This is a genomic window from Aliiroseovarius sp. (assembly GCF_030148435.1).
Lineage (GTDB): Bacteria > Pseudomonadota > Alphaproteobacteria > Rhodobacterales > Rhodobacteraceae > JASBTN01.
The window spans coordinates 1-19581 of record NZ_JASBTN010000057.1; the positions used below are offsets into that span (position 1 = coordinate 1).

The window sequence follows — 19581 nt, forward strand, 5'->3', positions numbered from 1 at the left end:
AAAAATCCGGCCGGAGCCGGATCGGGAGAAACGTTTCTCTAGGGCAAGTGGCGGAGAGACAGGGATTCGAACCCTGGAGACGGTTTCCCGCCTACACACTTTCCAGGCGTGCGCCTTCGACCACTCGGCCACCTCTCCGTAACGCGCTATGTAGGCCAAGCCGGGGGGGGAGTGCAAGAGGGTCGCGTGAAAATCGATGCGCTTTTCCTGCCAGCCAAAATACGCGGAGCGTAAGCCCGGAGAATCGCGCCCCAACCCTCTCTGAATGCGCCGCTTTCCTTCTCATTCTACAGTACTTTCCCGGGGGGTGCGGCTCTGCGAAGGAAAGCTTGATTGGCAAGCATCCCTGACGCTCGGGACCCGGGCGGGCACGCCCGTTTGTCGGATCAGCTGTCCAGCAGCACGTTGAACCGTCTGTTCATCCGACCCTTCTTTTCCACCTTGCCCAGGCGGATGCGGCCGATCTCACCGGTACGGGCCACATGGGTGCCGCCGCAGGGTTGCAGATCGACCTGTTCCTCAGAGGTGCCGATGCGCACGAGGCGCACGCGGCCGGCCCCCATCGGGGGCTTGACCGACATGGTCTTGACCAGGCCGGGATTGGCCTCCAATTGGGCCTCGGTGATCCAGTCCTCGGTCACATCCAGGTCACGCGCAATCAGTGCATTGAGCGCGTCCTCCAGAGCCTGTTTGTCCTCTGGCGGGTCTTCCATGACGAAGTCCAGCCGGCCTTTTTCCGTACCGATGGATCCCCCCGTCACCGGCAGGGGCACCACGACCGACAGCAGGTGCAGCGCCGTATGCACACGCATGTGCCGGTTGCGGGTCTCCCAGTCCAGGAGCTGCGTGACCTGCGTGCCAACGGGTGGCAGCGCGGCACCCTCGGCGGGCACCAGCACGATCTCGTCGCCCTCGCCCTTCACCGTGACTGCAACGGCCATTTCGCCGCCCTCCCAGCGCAAGGATCCCTTGTCACCGGGCTGTCCGCCGCCGGTGGGGTAGAAGATCGAACCGTCCAGCACCACGCCGCCCTGGTCGGTGTGGGAGAGCACCACGCCCTCGGCCTCCTGCAGATAGGCGTCATCGCGAAACAGGGGGTCAGTCATCGGCTTCTCCTTCGGGATCGGTGCTGCTGTACATGTCGGTGACATCCAGCCCCGAGGTGTCCGGCGCCGAGGTGGCGGCGGGTGTCGACGAGGCGATCGGGGTGTCCGCCGCCTGCCCCGCTGGCCGGTTGCCGGTCAGCACTTCGGGATTTCGCAGCCAGATGTCGCGCTGCGCGAAGGGGATTTCCAACCCCTCCTCGGCGAAGCGGCGGGCGATCTCGTGGTTCATGTCGCTTTTCACCGACAGCACATAGTTCACGTCCCGCAGGATCGCGCGAATTTCGAATTCCAGCGCATCGGCACCAAAGCCCTGGAACACGACCGACGGCGACGGGTTCACCGTTACCATCGGGTGCGCTTCGGCGACCTCCTTCAGGATTTTTTCAACCCGCCGCGTATCGGTGCCATAGGCCACGCCGACCGGCACGATCACCCGACCCACCGAATTGCCACGGGTATAGTTCGTCACCACACCCGAGATCAGGTCGCTGTTGGGCAGGATCACGTCCTGGCGGTCGAAGGTCTCGATCCGGGTCGAGCGCACCGAGATGTCGCGCACATAGCCCATCTGGCCACCGACCTCGATCCAGTCGCCTTCGGTAATCGGCCGTTCGATCAGTAGGATGATGCCGGACACGAAATTCGAGACGATATTCTGCAACCCGAAACCGATGCCGACCGACAGCGCGCCTGCGACGATCGCCAGCGAGGACATGTTGATCCCGGCGGCGGTGATGGCCACCAGGGCGGCCAGGAAGATGCCGACGTATCCCAGCCCCGAGGTGATCGCGTTCTGCCCGCCCTTGTCGAGTTTGGTACGCGGCAGGATCGAGCTTTTCAGCATGCCCTGCACCACGCGGGTCAGCGAATACCCCACGACAAAAACGATCACGAAGGTCAGAAGCGCGCGAGGGGTCAGCACGGTCTCGCCAATCTGCACGCCCTGCCCGATGGTGGTCCAGAGCTCGGTCAGATCGGTCCACCGTGCGCCCCAGATCAGGCTCAGCACCGGCAGCGCGGCCAGGCCGGTGACGAAACTGGCCAGCGTCGGGGTCAGCGCCAGATGCGCGGCCTCTTCGTCGGCACCAGTCACCAGGCCGTAGAGGTTGGTGTAAAACTGGTTCAGCACCAGCAGCAGCCCCAGCACCCAGAGCGTCAACGCGGTCGGGAACAGGACTGTCTGCGCCATCTGCACATAGCCGATGGCGGCGGCGAGAGGCCCCAGATAGCCGACAGCGACCAAAACCCGCCCGAGCATCTTCATCATGCCCGCGCGGAAGCCCAGCGAGCCTTCCTCGGGGGTCTCCTCCAGCTCGCCGCTGCGGCGGATCAGGCGTCCCAGCCGCACCAGCAGAAGCCCCGCACCCAGTAGCAACGGGAAGCTCAGAACCGCCATGGTTTCGGCGGAATAATCCTCATAGGCGCCCAGTTCGCCCAGACCCCGCGACAGGCCGTAGAGCACACCCAGCACGGCCGCGTTGAACCGGCCCTCGGCGCGCTCGGCCGCGCTTTTCAGGTTCAGGACCGCCCAGGGGGCGCCAGCCGCGCCGAAAACCCGGGTGCCCAGCCAAAGCGCGGCGAAAAACAGCAGCAGGGTGATTGCCAGCGTGTCGGCCAGGTACTGGCCACGCAGCCCGATCACGCCGGAGGCTTCGAGAGCGGCCAGCAAGGCAAACAGGCCCAGCAAGGGGGCCACCACCTGCCCCAGCGATGTCAGGAACATCAGGACGCCCTGCGTCGCCCCCTTGGACCGGCGGCGCACGCGCAGGCCAATCCGGACCATCCAGGCCCGGCCCCGCAACACCAGCAGCGCGCCGATCACGCCAAGGCCGATCACCGCAGGCAGGATACGCTTCAGTTCCGCGCGCTGGGTTTCCGACCCCCAGGCGTTCTGCACCTCGACCACCGCGCCACGCAGCGTGTCGGTCACATCCTCGACCGCGCCCGGCCAGGTCGCCGGATTTACGGGGGTTGGGCCAAGTTCGAACAGAAGGTCGGTCTGGCGGTTTCGCAGCAGGCTGTCGATCTCGCCGACCAGGGCATTGGCACGTCCACGGGCTTCTTCGGCCTTTTGTACCGGAACGCGTGCCTCGTTCAGCCGCGTGGTCAGTTCATCACGCCGCTGGGTCAGGATCGAGGGTTCCGTCTGCCCTTCGGCGGGCGGCGGCCCCAGCGTGGCGATCTGGGTTTCAAGCGTGTTGATGCGCACCGCATTGGCGGCCTGCGCCTCGCCAAACGCCTGTCGCCAGGCGGTCAGCTCGGCGCGCAGGTCCTGCATCACCACGTCCGAGGCGCGACCGACCTCCAGCGCGTCCTCGACCCGGCCGGCCAGCTTTTCCCAGGTCTGATAGTCGGGACTGCCATCATCGAGTCGGCGCACCACCGGATCGGGTTCGGGCGCGATGACGGCGGGGGCAACGGAGTCCTGCGCCGTGGCTGCGAACGGCAGCCAGAGCAACAGGGTGACAAGCAACAGGCGCAATAAGGGGAACATCAATCCTCGTAGACTTCCGGCAGCATTGCCGGTTCCCGGTCCAGCCAAGCCGGAGCCGGAAGCCCCTTTTCTTTCAGGAAGGTGGGGTTGAACAATTTCGACTGATAGCGTGAGCCATAGTCGCAAAGCATGGTGACAATGGTGTGGCCCGGCCCCATTTCGCGTGCCATGCGCATGGCGCCGGCGATGTTGATGGCCGAGGATCCGCCCAGGCAGAGCCCTTCGTGTTCCAGGAGGTCGAAGACGAGCGGCAGCGCCTCTTCGTCTGTGACCTGATAAAGCATGTCCGGCTTGAAGCCTTCGAGGTTCCGGGTGATGCGGCCCTGGCCGATCCCTTCGGTGATGGACGTCCCCTCGGCATTGGCTTCGCCGTCGCGATACAGCGTGAACAGGCCCGAGCCCATCGGATCGGTCAGCGCGACCTTCACACCCTTGGGCTGCAGCGCATCGGCGACACCGGCCAGCGTGCCGCCCGAGCCCACCGCACAGGTAAAGCCGTCCACCCGCCCGCCGGTCTGTTCCCAGATCTCGGGACCGGTGGTTTCCAGATGGGCCATGCGGTTGGCGACATTGTCGAACTGGTTGGCCCAGACCGCCCCGTTCGGTTCGGTTTCCGCGAGCTTCTTCGCCAGGCGCTCGGAGTAGCGCACATAGTTGTTCGGGTTCTTGTAGGGGACGGCCGGCACCTGCACCAGCTCGGCCCCGGCAAGGCGGATCATGTCCTTCTTTTCCTCGGACTGGGTTTCCGGAATCACGATCACCGTCTTGAACCCCATCGAGCCGCCCACCAGAGCCAGCCCGATCCCGGTATTGCCCGCCGTCCCCTCGACGATGGTGCCGCCCGGACGCAGCTCGCCGCGGGCCATGGCATCCCGGATGATATAGAGCGCGGCGCGGTCCTTCACGGACTGGCCGGGATTCATGAATTCGGCCTTGCCGTAGATGGCGCAGCCGGTCGCCTCCGAGGCGGCATTCAGCCGGATCAGAGGCGTATTGCCCACCGAGGCCGCAAGGTCCTGTTTCACGTCCATCTTTTCACCCTTCCGCGCGTGTCTGTTCGTTCCTCTCAGGGATAAGCCCGCACCCCCGGGGTTTCAAGCACTGCCGCGCAATCGATCACGGTTTTGCAAAAGCCAGAAGGCAGAAAGGACCAAGGGTCCGCATCCGGCCTCGCCCGTGGATACAAGTTCCATCAGGCGGCCAAAGGGGATGACATGGGACCGAATATCCTCGGCCTCATGGTCCACCCCGCCCAGACCGGCCGCGCTGTCGGGCAGATCGGCAATGGCGATATAGGACATGAGGAACTCGCTGACCGCGCCGGGGGTCGGGTAATAATCGGCCACGTGATGCAGGGCGCCGATCTCCAGGCCGGCTTCTTCGCGGGCCTCGCGGATCGCGGTCGCCTGGGCCGATTCGCCCGGATCTATGCGACCGGCGATGGGCTCCAGCACCCAGGGGTTCGGATCTCCGCGCAGATGCGGGCCGAAGCGGAACTGTTCGATCACCATCACCCTGTCGCGCACCGGGTCATAGGGCAGCACCGTCACCGCATCGCCACCGACAAAGCCCGCGCGGTTCACCATATCGCTCATCGTGCCGTCGAACCGGCGAAAGGCCAGGTCATGTTCTTCCAGCGTGAAGAAATTCGCATAGGGTCGGCGGGCGTCACGGATATCGACATCCCCTGCCCCGAAATCCCCGCGCAGGCTAGCGGGCACCGGGGTTGCGGCCCGCACCCGGCTGTCGGCCCGCATCCGGATCATGGTGAACCGGTTCTGCACCTCGGCGGCGGGAACCTGCGGGTAATAGGACATGACCTCGCGCGCGGCATGCACGGTCATGTCGCCCCAGATCGCCGCCCAGTCTTCCAGAAACCAGGGATCGCCCGGGGTCCAGTGGCCATCCTGCGGGAACCAGGCGCGGGCCCGGGCCGGGCCGCTGTCGGTTGACAGCGTGACGTCGCGCAGCTCATAGGCAAAGCCGCCCTCGTAATAGTCCAGCCGCGCGATGTCCTCGTCGCTCAAACCCGTGACCAGCACGCCCCGGGCGGTGCCGCCCGGTTCGGCATGCATCATCGGGAAACACTGCCCTTCGGCCCAGGATACCGCATGACCCGCCAAGGCGGCGGGCCGCGTCCGCGCGCGGCTCTCGCAGCCCAGCACGAGCCGTAACAGCGGCGCATGCCGCAGGGTTCCATAGAAGAACAGGTCCATCCGCGTGCCTCGTGTCAGCGCCAGCGTTTCGCGACAAATCCGGTGATCACCCCGGCGATCAGCCCGCCGGCGATGAGCGCGCCGATCACCTCGGGCGATGCCGAAACCTTCAGGTAATCGACGGCGATCTGGAACATGTCCTGCAACGCCTCGACCGGCCCGTCATAGCGCAGGCGCATCGACAGGCGGACCATCTCGTAACCCGAAAAGCTGAGCAGCACCCAGAACCCAAGCAGGAATATGCTGCCCATACCGATGCCAACCGCCGTTCCGGTGCCATCACCCAGACGCTTGCCGGTGAAGGTCCAGCCGACAACCGCACCCCAGGCCGCTGAAATGGGGGAAAAGAGCCCCACCTGCGTGCCCTCCGGCAGCAGCGGTTTTATCATGTCCGCCACGATCCAGCCGAGGGCCGCCAGGCAGATGGCTGCCACGAGTTTCGCCGATGTCGGCATGATCCTGCTCCCTCTTCATGGCCCGGCGTCAGACAGTCAACGGAGTGTCAGGCCGGGTTCTCCATAGTCACCTGTATCACGTCGCAGTTTCCGCTGTGAAAGGCGGCGGCGCAAGAGGTCAGATAGAAATTCCACATGCGCCGGAACCGGTCGTCGAACCCCATGTCCTGTACCCTGTCCCAGCGGCCGTTGAACGTGTCATGCCAACGCCTGAGCGTAATCGAGTAGCTTTCCCCGAAGGCAATCTGGTTGCGCAGGGCAAGCCCGGCGCGGTCGATCTCGTGGCGCAGGGCCGTCTTTGACGGCAGCATCCCGCCCGGGAAGATGTATTTCTGAATGAAATCAACGCCCTTTCTGTAGCTGTCAAAACGGTGTTCGGCCAGGGTGATGATCTGCAGCGTGGCCAGTTTCCTGGGCCTCAACACCCGGCGCACCGTGTCGAAATAGACCGGCCAGTATTTCTCCCCCACCGCTTCGAACATCTCGATCGAGGCGACGCCGTCATAGCGGCCCCGTTCGTCGCGGTAGTCCTGCATCCTGATCTCGACCCGGTCCGACAGGCCCGCGCGGGTGATCCGTTCGACCGCGTAGTCGTGCTGTTCCTGGCTGATGGTCAACCCGGTGACACGCAGCCCCCGCTTGCCGGCGGCATATTCCGCAAAGCCACCCCATCCGCAGCCGATCTCCAGCACATGGTCGCCGGAGCCTACGCCCATCTGGTCCACCATCGAGGCATATTTCTGCTCCTGCGCCTTTTCCGTGCTTTCCTGCCCGGTACGGAAACAGGCGGAACTGTAGGTCATGCTCTCATCCAGCCAGAGCGCATAGAAGTCGTTGCCCAGGTCGTAATGGGCCGCGATGTTCTTTTTTGCCTGCTTCCTGGTATTGCGCCGCAGCCAGAAGCGCAGCCGCTCGTAGGCGCGCACCAGCGCCATGCCGGGAAAGCCGTTGTAGAGCTCCTCGTTGTCGTCCTGGATCAGGTCCAGAAAGGCCTGCAGGTCCGGCGTGGTCCAGCCCCCTTCGATGTAACTGTCGCAAAACCCAAGCTCGCCCTCGCGCACAAGGCGCGCGAAGACATCGTCATCATGTGCGTGCAATTCGGCCACGAAGCCGGGATTTTGCCCATGGGCGCGAAACCGCCGCCCGTCGGGCAGTACGAAATCAAGTCGTCCGTTCTTCAAACGACCGGCCAGGTCGAACACCTGCGCGAAATAGCGCGGCAGATCCTCCTGGCCTTCGGTCTTGGTCAGGATCATGCCATTTCCCCCTATTATGGGGAAATGTTAGGCGGAAACGGGCGTTTCAGGCAAGTTTAGGGCCGTTTCGCATGATCTGATAGGCAGAAAGTGCGCGTTCGCGGCCCTGTTTGAGGGATATTGCGGGCCTGGGGGCGGGCATGTCCGGCGTGAGTTGCCAGCGTCTTGGCACCACCTCGAAGAAACCGCTGTCGGGGGCCAGCCAGCGCGCGCGATAGGAACCGTCGGGATCGAATTTCGCGGCCTGTGTCTCCGGGTTGAAGATGCGAAAGAAGGGGGCGGCATCGGGGCCGCAGCCCGCCACCCATTGCCAGCCCATGGCATTGTTCGCCGGGTCCCAATCGACCAGGTGCCCGGCAAAGAACTCGGCGCCGACGCGCCAGTGAGTCATCAGGTGCTTGGTCAGGTACGAGGCCACCAGCATGCGGGCGCGGTTGTGCATGTATCCGGTTACGTGCAGCTCGCGCATTGCCGCGTCGATCACCGGCACCCCGGTGCGTCCCTGCATCCAGGCCTGGACCTCGGGGCGGGCGGTGTCGTCGTTCCAGGGGAAGGCGTCCCAACCTGCGCGCCAGTTCTCCTTTAGCATGTGCGGGCTGTGCCAGGTCAGGGCCCAGGCAAAGTCGCGCCAGGCCAGCTGGCGTTGAAACGCCGCCGCGCCGGGCCGACCGGAGGCCGCCCACCAGGCCTGACGCGGACTGAGCTCGCCCCAGGCCAGAGCAGCGGACAGGCCGGAACAGCTCGCGTTGCCCAGTTGGTCGCGAGTCCCGGCATAGGTGGACAGGTGGTCTCGCACGAAACTGCCAAGCCGGGTCAGCGCATCGGGTTCCCCTGCCCTGACATGGCGCGCAACCCCTTCCCTGCCCCTGTTCATCGGGTCGGCTAGCCGCCAGTCGGCCAGTGCCTCGGAGACAGGCCAGCCCCCCGGAACGGGCGGCGTCACCGCAGGCAACGGTGGGGCGATGTCCCGCGCGCTCAATGCCCGCCAGAACGGGGTAAAGACCTTGTAGCCGCCGCCCGCCCCGGTGGTGACGTCCCACGGTTCCGCCAGCAGCGCGCCCGGGAAGCTTTCCGCCGGAAGGGCCGCTTTCACCTCCGCGCCACCTTCCTTGCCTTTCGGATCATAGCGCCGGCTCCAGACCACCAGATCCGCGCCGGTTTCTGTCATCAGCCTGCGCAACACTTCGACCGGATCGCCAGAACGCAGGATCAACCTGCTCCCCAGCCTTTCAAGGCGCGCGGACAGCGCCTTCAGTGCCATTTCCAGGCGCATCGCGGGCGCAGCGGGCAGCCCGTCAACCTCGGCATCGCGAATGAATACGGGGATCACAGGCCCCCGCGCCGCCGCATGGGTCAGCGCGGGGTGATCGCCGAGCCGCAGATCGCGGCGCAGCCAGAGGAGCGTCGGCGCGCTCATAGCACCGCGTCGAGCGCATCCATGAGTTTGGCCACCTCATCCGCATGGGTGTAGTGGGTAAAGCTCAGGCGAAGCACGCCCTTGCCGGGGTCAATTCCAAGGGCCTCCAACGCGCGCACGGCGTAGAAATCGCCGCCCCCCGCCATGATGCCGTGCTTCGCCAGTTCGGCGGCCACCGGTTCGGCGGCTCGGCCCAGGTCCAACGCCACCGTTGGCGCGCGGCTCCCGGCGCTCTCCGGGCCCAGCAGGCGGACCGAGTTTTTGGCGCACACGTGATCCAGCAGCGGTTGCAGCAACGCCACCTCGTGGGCGCGCATCAGGTCATGGGCGCCCGCGCAGCGCGTCGCGGCGTCCCCCTCGATCCCGTGATGGGCGGCGAGCGCATCAACGTAGTCCGCCATGCCCGCCGAGGCCGCGACCTGCGCGTGATCCGGCCCGGCCGGGGTGAACCGCTTGTAGAGGCTGGCCGCGTTGAAGAAATGCGCCTGGTTGGGCAGCTCCATGCCCAACGCGCGGCGGATGACCATGACGCCCTGATGTGGCCCGTAGGTCTTGTAAGCCGAGAAAAGGTAGATATCGGCGCCGATTTCCCCAACATTTACAATCCCATGCGGCGCGTAGCTGACACCGTCCACGCAGACATGGGCCCCGGCATCATGGGCAAGTCCTGCGATGGCGGCAACGTCGTTCACCTCGCCCACCACGTTCGAACAATGCGGGAAACAGACCAGGCGGACCTTGTCGTCCAGAAGCGCCTCCAGATCGGCGGGATCAAGGCTGCCCGTTTCCGGGTTCAGCTTCCACTCACGCAGTTCGATGCCCTCTTCGGCCAGACGCCGCCAGGGGCCGGTGTTGGCCTCGTGATCCTGATTGGTGACAATGATCGCATCCCCCGGTTTCAACCACTGGCGAAAGGCCTGGGCCAGCACATAGGTGTTCTGCGTGGTCGAGGGGCCGAAACTGACCTCATCCGTTTCGACACCCAGCATCGCCGCCAAACGCGCGCGGGCTTCGTCCATCTCCTCGCCGGCAATCCGCGAGGCGTCGTAGGGCGCATAGGGCTGCACATTGCGCTGGGTGTAATAGCGCGTCAGCCGGTCGATCACCGGCTGGCAGGTGTAGGAGCCACCGGCGTTTTCAAAAAAGGCCTGTCCCTGCAGGGTTGGCTCGGAAAAAGCGGGAAACTGCGCCCGCACCCAGTCGATATCCAGTCGCGACATCTGTCGTCCTTTCATGTTCGGGGTGCGCCTGTCGGAGCTGGCGCACCAGTCCGGCAGGTCTTCCAGCCAGCCGCGCGGGAAGCCTCGCCGCCGGCAGCCCCGTGATTGCGGGACAGAGGATGGGTAGCATCATGGGAAGAACGGTCAAGGGGGAAATGCCGGCGGCCGAGACGCCCGAACCCAGGGAAGTGTCGAGCCGGCAAAGTTTGCAACCACCCCGGCAATGAGGCACGGCAGGGGCCATTGGAACGTTGCCAAGGCCCCCTGCCTTCCGATGATCGGGATCAATGCGGTCTTGGCCAGATCGCACTAGGGTTTCCGAAGTGGTGTTTGTGTAGCCGAGAGGAGGCGCGACCATGACACAGAACGTGAAACTGACAGGAAGGTGCATGTGCGGCGCGGTCAGACTCCGCTGCACGGCGATTGAACCGAAAGTTACCGCCTGCCATTGCGACATGTGCCGCCGCTGGTCATCCGGGCCGTATTTCGAAGTGTCCTGCAAAGACGTGACGTTTGAGGGCGAGGAGAACATAACGACGATCCGGTCATCCGATTGGGCCGAACGCGGGTTCTGCAACAAGTGCGGTTCAAACCTGTTCTACCACATCATCGGCAGCAAAGATTTTCAGATAGCTGCCGGAGCCATCGACGATCCCTCGGATCTGCGCCTCTCACTGCAGGTTTTTACCGACAGGAAACCGACCTTCTATTCACTGGCCGAAAAGACGAAAACCATGACTTCTGACGAGGTCTATGCAGCATTTTCCCCACCCCACGAGTGACCCCGAGGGGGCAGTTTCGCCCCGGTTTGCAGAGCAGCTCGGCGCGCGGGCCTGCCCGCAAGAAAAAAGGGGCCCCGCAGGACCCCTTTAAGCGCGTTCCAGCAGGGTTACTTGCCGCGTCGCTCCTGACGCAGGCCCAGGAAGATCGACACGCACATCAGGACCAGCACGATCGCAAACGGAAAGCCCGTCGCGATCGACGCCGCCTGAAGCGCGCCAAGCCCGCCGCCCAGCAACAGCGCGATGGCAATGGCGCCCTCCAGCAGGCACCAGAACACGCGCTGCTGGGTCGGCGCGTTGGTCTTGCCGCCCGCAGTGATCTGGTCGATCACCAGCGATCCTGAATCCGACGAGGTCACGAAGAACACAACCACCAGGATGATGCCGATAAAGGACAGCACGCCGGTCAACGGGAAGGCCTCGAACATGGAGAACATCTTCAGCTCCAGCGCCGCCTCGGTCAGGGCCGCGCCCTCGCCCGCCATGACCTGATCCAGGGCCGCACCGCCAAAGACGCTCATCCAGATCGCACCCACCACGGTGGGGATAATCAGAACGCAGGTGATGAATTCACGCACCGTACGCCCGCGCGAAATGCGTGCGATGAACATGCCGACGAAGGGCGACCAGCTGATCCACCAGGCCCAGTAGAAGGCGGTCCAGCCCTGCATGAAGTTGGTATCCTCGCGGCCGATGACCCCCGACAGGGCCGGCAGGTTCACCGCATAGGCCCAGAGGTTGTCGAAGAACCCCGTCAGGATCGCGAGCGTGGGCCCGGCGATGATGACCAGTACGACCAGCACGGCGGCCAGGATCATGTTCAGCTCGGACAGGCGTTTCACACCCTTCTCAAGCCCCATCAGAACCGAGATCAGCGCAAAGGCGGTAATGGCGATGATCAGGAACACCTTCATGCCGTCCGATACCGGGATGCCGAACAGGTAGTTCAGACCGGCCAGCGCCTGGCTGGCGCCCAGACCCAGCGAGGTGGCCAGGCCAAAGATGGTGGCAAACACCGCCAGCACGTCGACGATATGGCCCAGGATCCCCCAGGTGTATTTGCCGAACAGAGGCTGAAACACGGACCGCATGGTCAGCGGCAGGCCCCGGTTGAAGCTGAAGAAGGCCAGTGCCAGCGCGACAACCGCGTAGACCGCCCAGGGGTGCAGGCCCCAGTGAAAGATGGTCGCGGCCATGGCCAGGCTGCGCGCCGCTTCCGGGTCGCCTTCGGCGGCACCGGCGGGCGCCCAGTCGGTGCGCACCCCGCCTTCGCTGGCAATCCCGCCCAGGGACGAGCCGTAATGCGAGATCGGTTCGGCCACACCCCAGAACACCAGGCCAATGCCCATGCCCGCGGCAAACAGCATCGCAAACCAGCCCGCGTAGCTGTAATCGGGACGCGCATCATCCCCGCCCAGTCGGATCTTGCCATAGGGCGAGACGATCAGCGCAAGGCTGAACAGCACGAAGATGTTGCCCGCCAGCATGAACACCCAGTCGAAACGGCTGGTCAGCGCCGGGCGCAGCCAGCCAAAGAACTCTCCCGCCTGTTCGCGGAATACCAAGGCAAAGAACACAAAGGCCACGATCGTCAGGCCGGAGATGCCGAATACCGGGTTGTGAATGTCCAGACCGAAGATCTGGATGTTGTCCTGACCGACCTCGTATTCGGTCGGTTCTGTATCTGACATGACTGTCTCCCCACTTGTTGTGTGGGGCCGACATGTGAGCCGGATTTCTTGTGCGTGGCCCCTTGGAATGGACCAGACACCGACCGAAAGCGACATCCATGGTCGGTTGTTGCGTCACACGCACGATTGGCCCCGTGTTGCACTGGACAACTGGTCAAAGCACCATCTGGAACCGTGCAGCATCGCTGTCGAAGGGGACGAAACCGGCCGCCTCGTAGAACGCCTGCGCCTGCGCGTTTTCCACATCGGTGGCCACCGTCAGAAAATCTGCCTCCAACCGGCGCGACAGCGCCGCCGCCTCGCCCAGCAAGGCGCGTCCCACGCCCTTCCAGCGCAGGGGGCGGTGCACGAAGAGGTGGTGCAGATCCATCGCCCGCTGGCCAAACTGCATCCGCGCCCGGGGACAGAGCGCGGCATAGCCCACCAGCCCTCCGTGGTGTTCCGCCACCAGCACCCGCAGCCAGGGTGCCTGGCCAAGGCAGTCCCGCGCAAGCCCCGCCTGCGTGACCCGCGCCGTGTCACCATGGTGGCGCGCCAGGCTGCCCACCAGGTCCGCAAGCGCGCGCAGATCCCGCGCCGCCACCGGTCGAATTGTCAGGTTTTCCATCTCGTTTGTCCTTTCTCGCCCCCAGAGAGCCGGGATCGAAAAAGAAAAAACCGCCCTCGGGGCGGTCTGTCATCTGTCCATGTTCATCTGCACATGCGCACCACCCGTTCTATGAGAACAGGGGATAATAGGCGATGCTGTGCGGCAGATTGGTCATGGGGGTCTTTTGGCGCAGGCGGCGGGACCGGTCAAGCCCCGCCGCCGAAGTCTCACGCGTTCACGTCCACGACGACACGGCCCTTGACCTGACCCTTCAGGATATCCTTGCCCAGGGCGGGCAGGTCCGCGAGCGTTGCCGGCTGTACCATGGCCTCCAACTTGTCCATCGGCAGATCGCTGGCAATGCGGTGCCAGGCGCGCAGGCGGTTTTCATAGGGCTGCATGACCGAGTCGATGCCCAACAGGTTCACGCCACGAAGGATGAACGGGGTGATCAGAGCGCCCTCGATGGCGGCCCCGCCCGCCAGTCCGATGGCGGCCACGGAGGTGCCGTATTTCATCTGTTTCAGCACCCGGCCCAGCATGGCCCCGGCCACGGCGTCGACACAGCCGGCCCATTCCTCGCTTTCCAGCGGCCTACGGGTCACATCTGTCAGTTCCTCGCGCGCCACGATACGGCTGGCGCCAAGCGACTTGAGGTAGTCCGCCTGCTCGGGACGGCCCGTCACCGCGGCGACCTCATAGCCCAGATTGGCCAGGATCGCGGTCGCGACCGAGCCGACGCCTCCGGCGGCCCCCGTGACCAGGACGGGTCCGTGGTTCTTTTCCATCCCCTGGTCTTCCAGCGCCATCACCGCCAGCATCGCGGTCAGGCCCGCCGTGCCCACGGCCATCGCCTGGCGCGTATCCAGCCCCTCGGGCAGCGGCACCAGCCAGTCGGCGCGCACATTGGCCTTTTGCGAATAACCACCCCAATGCGCCTCGCCCACGCGCCAGCCGGTCAGAACGACCTTGTCGCCGGGCTTGTAGCGTTCATCGGACGAGGCCTCGACAGTGCCGGCGAAGTCGATGCCGGGAATATGCGGGTATTTGCGCACCAGCCCGCCGCCCGGCCCGATGCACAGGCCGTCCTTGTAGTTCACCGTGGAATAGTCGACCGCCACCGTGACCTCGGCCTCGGGCAGCATGTCCTCGCTGATGTCCTCGACAGCGGCGACGGGTTTTTCATCGCCTTCCTTGCGAACGACCAGAGCTTTCATGTCATTTCTCCTCAGATCCAGAATGTTTCGTGGACAAGCGCCGCACGCGGCCCGTCCGGTGTGATCACGTCAAGCTCGGTGCCGGACGTCCAATGGGTCATGCGTACCATACCGATGCCGACCCCCGTGGCGAAGTCCGGCGAATTGGCCGCAGAGGTCACTTGCCCCACCTGCCTGTCCCCGTCCATCAACGGCCAGGCCCGATCACAGGGCGGCACGTCGCCGTAAATCTCGATCGCGCGGACCTGTTGCACCGGGCCTTCCTTGGCCACGCGCAGCAGGGCATCGCGGCCGACACAGCCCAGGGCGTCCTCTGTCTGACAGAAGCGGCCCAGCCCGCATTCATGCGGGGTGTTGTCACGCGTCATGTCATTGCCATAGGACAAAAGCCCGCCCTCGACCCGTTCGATCAGGTTGGGGCAGCCCGCGTGTACATCCATCGCCTTTCCCGCCTCGAACAGGGCGTTCCACAGCGGCATGCCCAGGTCTGCGCCTTCGACATAAATCTCGAACCCGCCCTGTTTGGAATAGCCCGAGCGCGCGACGATCAGGTCACGCCCCTGAAAGCTCAACCGCTTGTAGCCGAAGAAGCGAATGTCGCGTACCGCGTCGCCGAACACCGCCGCCATCAGGTCATCGGCCAGCGGCCCCTGCACCGCCAGGGGCGATACATCGGGTTCATCAACCAGCACGTCCAACCGGAAGCCGTAGGCCAGCCCCTTGACCCAGAACAGAAGGTCACTGTCGGCGATAGAGATCCAGAACCGGTCTTCCGACAGTTTCAGCGCAACGGGATCGTTCAGCATGCCGCCGGTCTCATCGACCATGGGCACGTAGAAACACTGATCCTCGCGCATCTTCGACAGGTTGCGCGGGGTCAGCATCTGAACCAGCCGGCCCGCATCCGGCCCGCGGATTTCCACCTGCCGTTCGCAGGCCACGTCCCAGACCTGAACGGCCGACTTGAGGTGGTGATAATCCTCCTCCACCGACCGAAACACGGTCGGCAGAAGCATGTGGTTGTAGACCGTGTACCCCCTGACCCCGGCGGCGGTCACGCCATCCGAGAAAGGGGTGCGCCGCACGCGGCGGGACGGGGCTATGCTGGCCATGGGTCGCGCTCCCAGGTTTCAAGGCGGGGGCTTAACGCCCCGGCCCTTTCCAATCGATCTGGCAGATCTCGGCGGATTTTCCGTCGAAATCCCACACCCGGCCAAAGGCGCGCACGCGGCCCTGGTTGGCGGTGGCGACGGTGATGTCCGGCCCCATCCAGTATTCGGTGTTGGTGATCACCTGGTCGGCACCATCCTTGCCCGGCACCGGCTCGATCTCGCCCTTGATCGCACGGCCGACCATCAGGCGGCGCTTCTTGCCTTCGGTCTCGAAGGTGATCGGCGCGCGTTCGGCGCCCAGGAACTCGCTGACCAGCATGGAAAACAGGCCGGTGGTGCCCTTGGCCTTGCCGGTGAAGATGTTCAGCAACCCTTCGAAGGCGGCCTCCGAGGCGCGGTCGTCGATATAGGCCGCCGCCTTCCAGTTGCCGCGCGCCATGTTGCCGGGGATTTCCAGCAGAAGGCCGATGTTCAGGCCCGACAGATCCTCGTCGCCGTAATTGCCGCTGTCGATGCGGATGCCGGCCCAGCCCATGCAATAGCCCTCGGTCGGCGGGTGGTTGCCCAGCGACACGACGCAGGGGCAGAACACCGTGCAGTTGCAGTTGAGGATCAGTTCCCCCTTGATGGTCCATTCGACCGTTCCAACTTCAGCACCATCCAGCATTTGCGTCCTCCTCAGATCAGCGCGTTTGCGATTGCCGCGATGCCCGCGGCGATCAGCCCCCAGCCGAGCGGCTTCGTCAGGTGCCGCCCCAGGTCGGGGAGTTTCTCGAAAATCATTATCAACGTGGCCAGGCCCATGAAGGCCAGATTCATCACCCCGCCCACGAAGCCAAGCAGCATCAGCGCCCAGCAACAACCGAGGCAGAGCGCACCGAGGCGCAGGCCAAGCTCGATCGGGTTGCGCAGACCGGGGCGCCAGTGCTGCATGAAAAAGGTCAGGGGTTCGCGGCATTGGGTCAGGCAGGCCTCCTTGATGGCCGAGAACTGGTAGGCCCCTGCCCCGATCAGAAGCGCGCCGGACAGCCAGGGCGTCAGGCTCTGCCCAACCGGCGAGACCAGCCCGGCGCGGTAAAGCGTGATCTGCAGCCCGGCGGCCACGGCGGAAAAGCCCAGCCAGATCATCAGGTAGCCCACCAGCAGCAGCCCGAAGCCGGCCCGCGTCGCCGCACCCGAATGGATCAGGTCGTCATAGGTCGCCAGCGCCGGCAGAAAGGTCGGCGCCATCATTGCCGCCACCATCACCGCCCACATGGCGGCCACGCCCCAATACCCGGCCAGGTCCGGCGTGACGACGCAGAGCGATTGCCAAAATTCGACCCCGTACAAATTGGCCGCCGCCACCATCCCAGGCGGCAGCGCCATGGCATAGAGCGCCACCCATCCCGCAAGGATCAGGCCGAACAGCGTCAGCCAATGCGGCGCCGCCATGGCGCGGATCCTTGACGAAAGAGGCATCTTTTCTCCATCCCTGAGTCGGTGTATATAATGTCTGACAATTGAATGTCTGACAATTAAAAACATTCGGAGTGACGCAGCGTGAAAACCGAGCTTGAGCAGAACCGAGACCTTTCCGTGCAGATCGCCGAGGCCATACGCGATGCGATCATGGACGGGGGGCTGCTGGTCGACGAGCGCCTGCCCTCGGAGGCGGAGCTGTGCGAAAAGTTCGGCGTGTCACGCCCAACCGTGCGCGAGGCGTTGAAACGGTTGGCGGCGCAGAACCTGATCCGCACCCAGCGCGGCGCCTCGGGCGGGGCCTTCGTGAACCGGATCAGTTTCGAAGAGGCCTATGGCCAGCAGATCACCACCTCGACGCTTCTGCTGTCCATGAACGAGGTGGATTTCGAAACCGCCTGCGAGGCGCGCTATGCACTGGAACGCGCCTGTGTCGATCTTTCGGCGCAGCGACGCACGGCGGATCAACTGGCCACGATGCGGGCCGAAATCCACCGCCAGGCCCAGCCCGGCCTGTCGGACGAGGCTTTCTGCGCATCCGATGTGGCCTTTCACCGGGCGCTGGTGGACGGGGCGGGCAACCCGGTCCTGTCCTACCAGCTTGCGGGCGCGGTCGAAGCAACCCAGCCGCTGATGAACATGATCACCTTTACGACACGTGACCGCAATCGCATCGTGGCCTTTCATACCACGATCGCAGACGCACTGGATGCACGGGACAGCCAAACGGCGGACAAGGCGCTGGAGCAGCTTGCCGACTATACCAGCAGTTTGGCACGCGAGGCGATGGAGCGGCGTCACAAGGCGACGTAACCCCGGTTAAATCCCGCAACTGGCCGTCCACGGTGCTCCTCGCTGATGTCCGTCAGCTGCTCGTGTGATACTCACACGTCACCGCTGGATTGAACGGCATAAGGGTCCCGGCCGGATTGTCCCGGAAAATCCAGACATGCTGGTCGAAATGCGGCGCAAAGTAATGCGCCTCATCCGCTTCGGTTGCCGGATCATCCGCCATCGCATCCCAGGGCTTTCCATTGATTTCCGGCTGCGGTTTCCCGGTTTCTGCCCAGGCGGCCTGCCAGACAAGGTTTTCAACGCCAACCAGTTCGAGCGACCCATCCTGTTGCGGCTCATACATCAAGATCGCGGGCTGCATCCAATCGGTGTGAATGCCGTTCCCGTTCACCCGCGGCTTATCCCCGGTTATTCCAAGCATTGCCGGGTGGATATAGTGTATACCCATCCCCCCCCACTCGGCGGGCAACCCTTCGGCCCCGGCCGACACGCATTGATCGGCCGGATCCCGGATATAGCCATCCGCCAACGCCACATTGACATCCATGTATTTTTCCGTGGCTGCACGAACGGCATCCAAATCAACAGTTTCGGCAAAAACGCTTCCAGCCGCGAAGTAAGTTACGGCTGCGAAAACGCCGCATTTCAAAGAAAATGAATGCATTCTTTCTCTCCCCGTCGATATTATTCCTTTTTGGAAATGGCCGGCTGTTCGCATGCCGCCATGTCGAAAAGCATACACGAAATTCCAAGAGTTTTCCATTTTGCGAAATCACCCCACCAGGAACTCAAGCCAATACGACCTGCGACCCTGCGCAGAAGAGGAGTTCCACCTTGCACATCGCCCCGCCACATCCTATTTCTGTATCGTCCCCTCGGGGACTATGGACATAAACGCGCTCGTAATAAGCGGATCGGACCCGGGGGCGGTACCCGGCGGCTCCACCAAACATCCCTTGTTGGGGGACCATGGGGCCGAAACAGGATCGACGGACGTCTAAAGGGGTTAGCTTTGTCTCGGCGGGGTGCCACCGTATCGGCCCGTAAAGTACAATTGCCAACAACAATCGTGCTCCGGTCGCTCTGGCTGCGTAAGCAGTCCGAAAGATCGAAACTTAAGCCCTTTCGCCTAGCCGCGTAAGGCGGGGTTCGCAGGTACCTGGCAACAGAAACCTGCACTACCTGCCCCCTGTCCCATGATTATACCTCCGGCAAGCAGTCCGTTGTCCGCCCGGGCTCACCTTCCCTTAACCATTTCACCCTATCCTGCCAGCAGGACGGACTTGATGAGAGGGAGAGCGAGATGACACCCCTGAACACACTGAAGGCATGGTATGACCGCATCTGGTTGCAGGGTGATCTTGACGCGATCGACGAGCTGTTCACCCCGGACACAGAAGCGCAGGGCATGATGGAATTCGCCGTCGGACCGGAAGACTTCAAGGCGCTGGTACCCGCCTTCCTCGCCCAAGTGGAGCTGGAAAAGGTCAGCTATGACAAGGTGCTCGAACTGGGCGACTGGGTCTGGGCCCACATGTCCGCGCATGCCACGTCACGGGCCAGCGAGGCACCGATCACCGTAACCGGACAGATCATGGTGCGCGTGCAGGACGGACGTATCGTCGAGGCCTATAACCAGTTCGATTTCCTGACCCTGTTCGAGAAGCTGGGCTATCTGCCCCCGGAAACACTGGCGCTGTGCCTGTCCGGCGAGGGGATCGGGCTCGACTGAGCCGCCATGAACACGCTTGCCGAATCTGTCCTGCATGG

General features: G+C 64.1%; 18 protein-coding genes, 1 tRNA gene and 1 other RNA gene. 4 read left to right on the forward strand and 16 right to left on the reverse strand.

Going from position 1 to position 19581, the window contains the following annotated elements; genetic code table 11:
• Positions 1-48: 48 nt before the first annotated feature.
• The 9 genes from Q1V43_RS10525 to Q1V43_RS10565 all read right to left on the reverse strand — a co-directional run bounded on the left by Q1V43_RS10525 (position 49) and on the right by Q1V43_RS10565 (position 10164).
• Positions 49-138: transfer RNA gene (locus Q1V43_RS10525), tRNA-Ser, on the reverse strand.
• Between the two features lie 248 nt (positions 139-386).
• Positions 387-1106: an alanyl-tRNA editing protein gene (locus Q1V43_RS10530; RefSeq protein WP_300517501.1), complete on the reverse strand. Its 720-nt coding sequence runs from the start codon at positions 1104-1106 to the stop codon at positions 387-389.
• Entirely contained in the window at positions 1099-3600 is a 2502-nt protein-coding gene (locus Q1V43_RS10535; RefSeq protein ID WP_300517503.1) for a DUF3772 domain-containing protein, read from the reverse strand. The genes Q1V43_RS10530 and Q1V43_RS10535 overlap by 8 nt, the downstream gene beginning before the upstream one ends.
• Positions 3600-4631: a cysteine synthase A gene (locus Q1V43_RS10540; protein ID WP_300517505.1), complete on the reverse strand. Its 1032-nt coding sequence runs from the start codon at positions 4629-4631 to the stop codon at positions 3600-3602. The genes Q1V43_RS10535 and Q1V43_RS10540 overlap by 1 nt, the downstream gene beginning before the upstream one ends.
• Before the next feature lie 63 nt (positions 4632-4694).
• Positions 4695-5816 carry a gamma-glutamylcyclotransferase gene (locus Q1V43_RS10545; RefSeq protein ID WP_300517508.1) on the reverse strand — a complete coding sequence of 374 codons (1122 nt, stop codon included), beginning with the start codon at positions 5814-5816 and terminating at the stop codon, positions 4695-4697.
• Positions 5817-5830: 14 nt separating this feature from the next.
• Entirely contained in the window at positions 5831-6271 is a 441-nt protein-coding gene (locus Q1V43_RS10550) for a TrgA family protein (protein WP_300517511.1), read from the reverse strand.
• A 47-nt stretch (positions 6272-6318) separates the two neighbouring features.
• Positions 6319-7527 (reverse strand): cyclopropane-fatty-acyl-phospholipid synthase family protein, encoded by a 1209-nt coding sequence (locus Q1V43_RS10555; protein WP_300517514.1) that lies wholly within the window; start codon positions 7525-7527, stop codon positions 6319-6321.
• A gap of 46 nt (positions 7528-7573) precedes the next feature.
• Entirely contained in the window at positions 7574-8944 is a 1371-nt protein-coding gene (locus Q1V43_RS10560) for a deoxyribodipyrimidine photo-lyase (protein ID WP_300517517.1), read from the reverse strand.
• Positions 8941-10164, reverse strand: coding sequence for an aminotransferase class V-fold PLP-dependent enzyme (locus Q1V43_RS10565; RefSeq protein WP_300517520.1), 1224 nt, complete (start codon positions 10162-10164; stop codon positions 8941-8943). Before Q1V43_RS10565 ends, Q1V43_RS10560 begins: the two co-directional genes overlap by 4 nt.
• A gap of 356 nt (positions 10165-10520) precedes the next feature.
• On the opposite strand from Q1V43_RS10565, the gene Q1V43_RS10570 reads away from it, so the two are divergent.
• Positions 10521-10946: a GFA family protein gene (locus tag Q1V43_RS10570; RefSeq protein ID WP_300517523.1), complete on the forward strand. Its 426-nt coding sequence runs from the start codon at positions 10521-10523 to the stop codon at positions 10944-10946.
• A gap of 107 nt (positions 10947-11053) precedes the next feature.
• Here the strand turns inward: Q1V43_RS10570 and Q1V43_RS10575 are convergent, their stop codons facing one another.
• From Q1V43_RS10575 to Q1V43_RS10600, 6 genes are all read right to left on the reverse strand, one after another.
• On the reverse strand, positions 11054-12637 hold the full coding sequence (locus tag Q1V43_RS10575) for a BCCT family transporter (RefSeq protein ID WP_300517526.1): 1584 nt from the start codon (positions 12635-12637) through the stop codon (positions 11054-11056).
• A gap of 154 nt (positions 12638-12791) precedes the next feature.
• The gene (locus Q1V43_RS10580) at positions 12792-13244 is read right to left on the reverse strand and encodes a GNAT family N-acetyltransferase (protein ID WP_300517529.1); all 453 of its coding nucleotides are present in this window, start codon (positions 13242-13244) and stop codon (positions 12792-12794) included.
• A 209-nt stretch (positions 13245-13453) separates the two neighbouring features.
• Complete coding sequence (acuI, locus tag Q1V43_RS10585) at positions 13454-14443, reverse strand: acryloyl-CoA reductase (RefSeq protein WP_300517532.1); 990 nt, start codon at positions 14441-14443, stop codon at positions 13454-13456.
• An 11-nt stretch (positions 14444-14454) separates the two neighbouring features.
• Positions 14455-15555: a dimethylsulfoniopropionate demethylase gene (locus Q1V43_RS10590; protein ID WP_300517535.1), complete on the reverse strand. Its 1101-nt coding sequence runs from the start codon at positions 15553-15555 to the stop codon at positions 14455-14457.
• A gap of 31 nt (positions 15556-15586) precedes the next feature.
• Entirely contained in the window at positions 15587-16222 is a 636-nt protein-coding gene (locus tag Q1V43_RS10595; protein WP_300517538.1) for a DUF1326 domain-containing protein, read from the reverse strand.
• Positions 16223-16233: 11 nt separating this feature from the next.
• Positions 16234-17016, reverse strand: coding sequence for a DUF2182 domain-containing protein (locus Q1V43_RS10600; protein ID WP_300517541.1), 783 nt, complete (start codon positions 17014-17016; stop codon positions 16234-16236).
• 81 nt (positions 17017-17097) lie between these two features.
• On the opposite strand from Q1V43_RS10600, the gene Q1V43_RS10605 reads away from it, so the two are divergent.
• Complete coding sequence (locus Q1V43_RS10605) at positions 17098-17829, forward strand: FadR/GntR family transcriptional regulator (RefSeq protein ID WP_300517544.1); 732 nt, start codon at positions 17098-17100, stop codon at positions 17827-17829.
• A 52-nt stretch (positions 17830-17881) separates the two neighbouring features.
• Here the strand turns inward: Q1V43_RS10605 and Q1V43_RS10610 are convergent, their stop codons facing one another.
• Complete coding sequence (locus tag Q1V43_RS10610; RefSeq protein WP_300517546.1) at positions 17882-18475, reverse strand: hypothetical protein; 594 nt, start codon at positions 18473-18475, stop codon at positions 17882-17884.
• Positions 18476-18641: 166 nt separating this feature from the next.
• Between Q1V43_RS10610 and ssrA the strand changes: the two genes are divergently transcribed.
• Positions 18642-18991: a transfer-messenger RNA gene (gene ssrA / locus Q1V43_RS10615) on the forward strand.
• Between the two features lie 123 nt (positions 18992-19114).
• Positions 19115-19543: a nuclear transport factor 2 family protein gene (locus Q1V43_RS10620; RefSeq protein WP_300517548.1), complete on the forward strand. Its 429-nt coding sequence runs from the start codon at positions 19115-19117 to the stop codon at positions 19541-19543.
• Positions 19544-19581 lie beyond the last annotated feature (38 nt).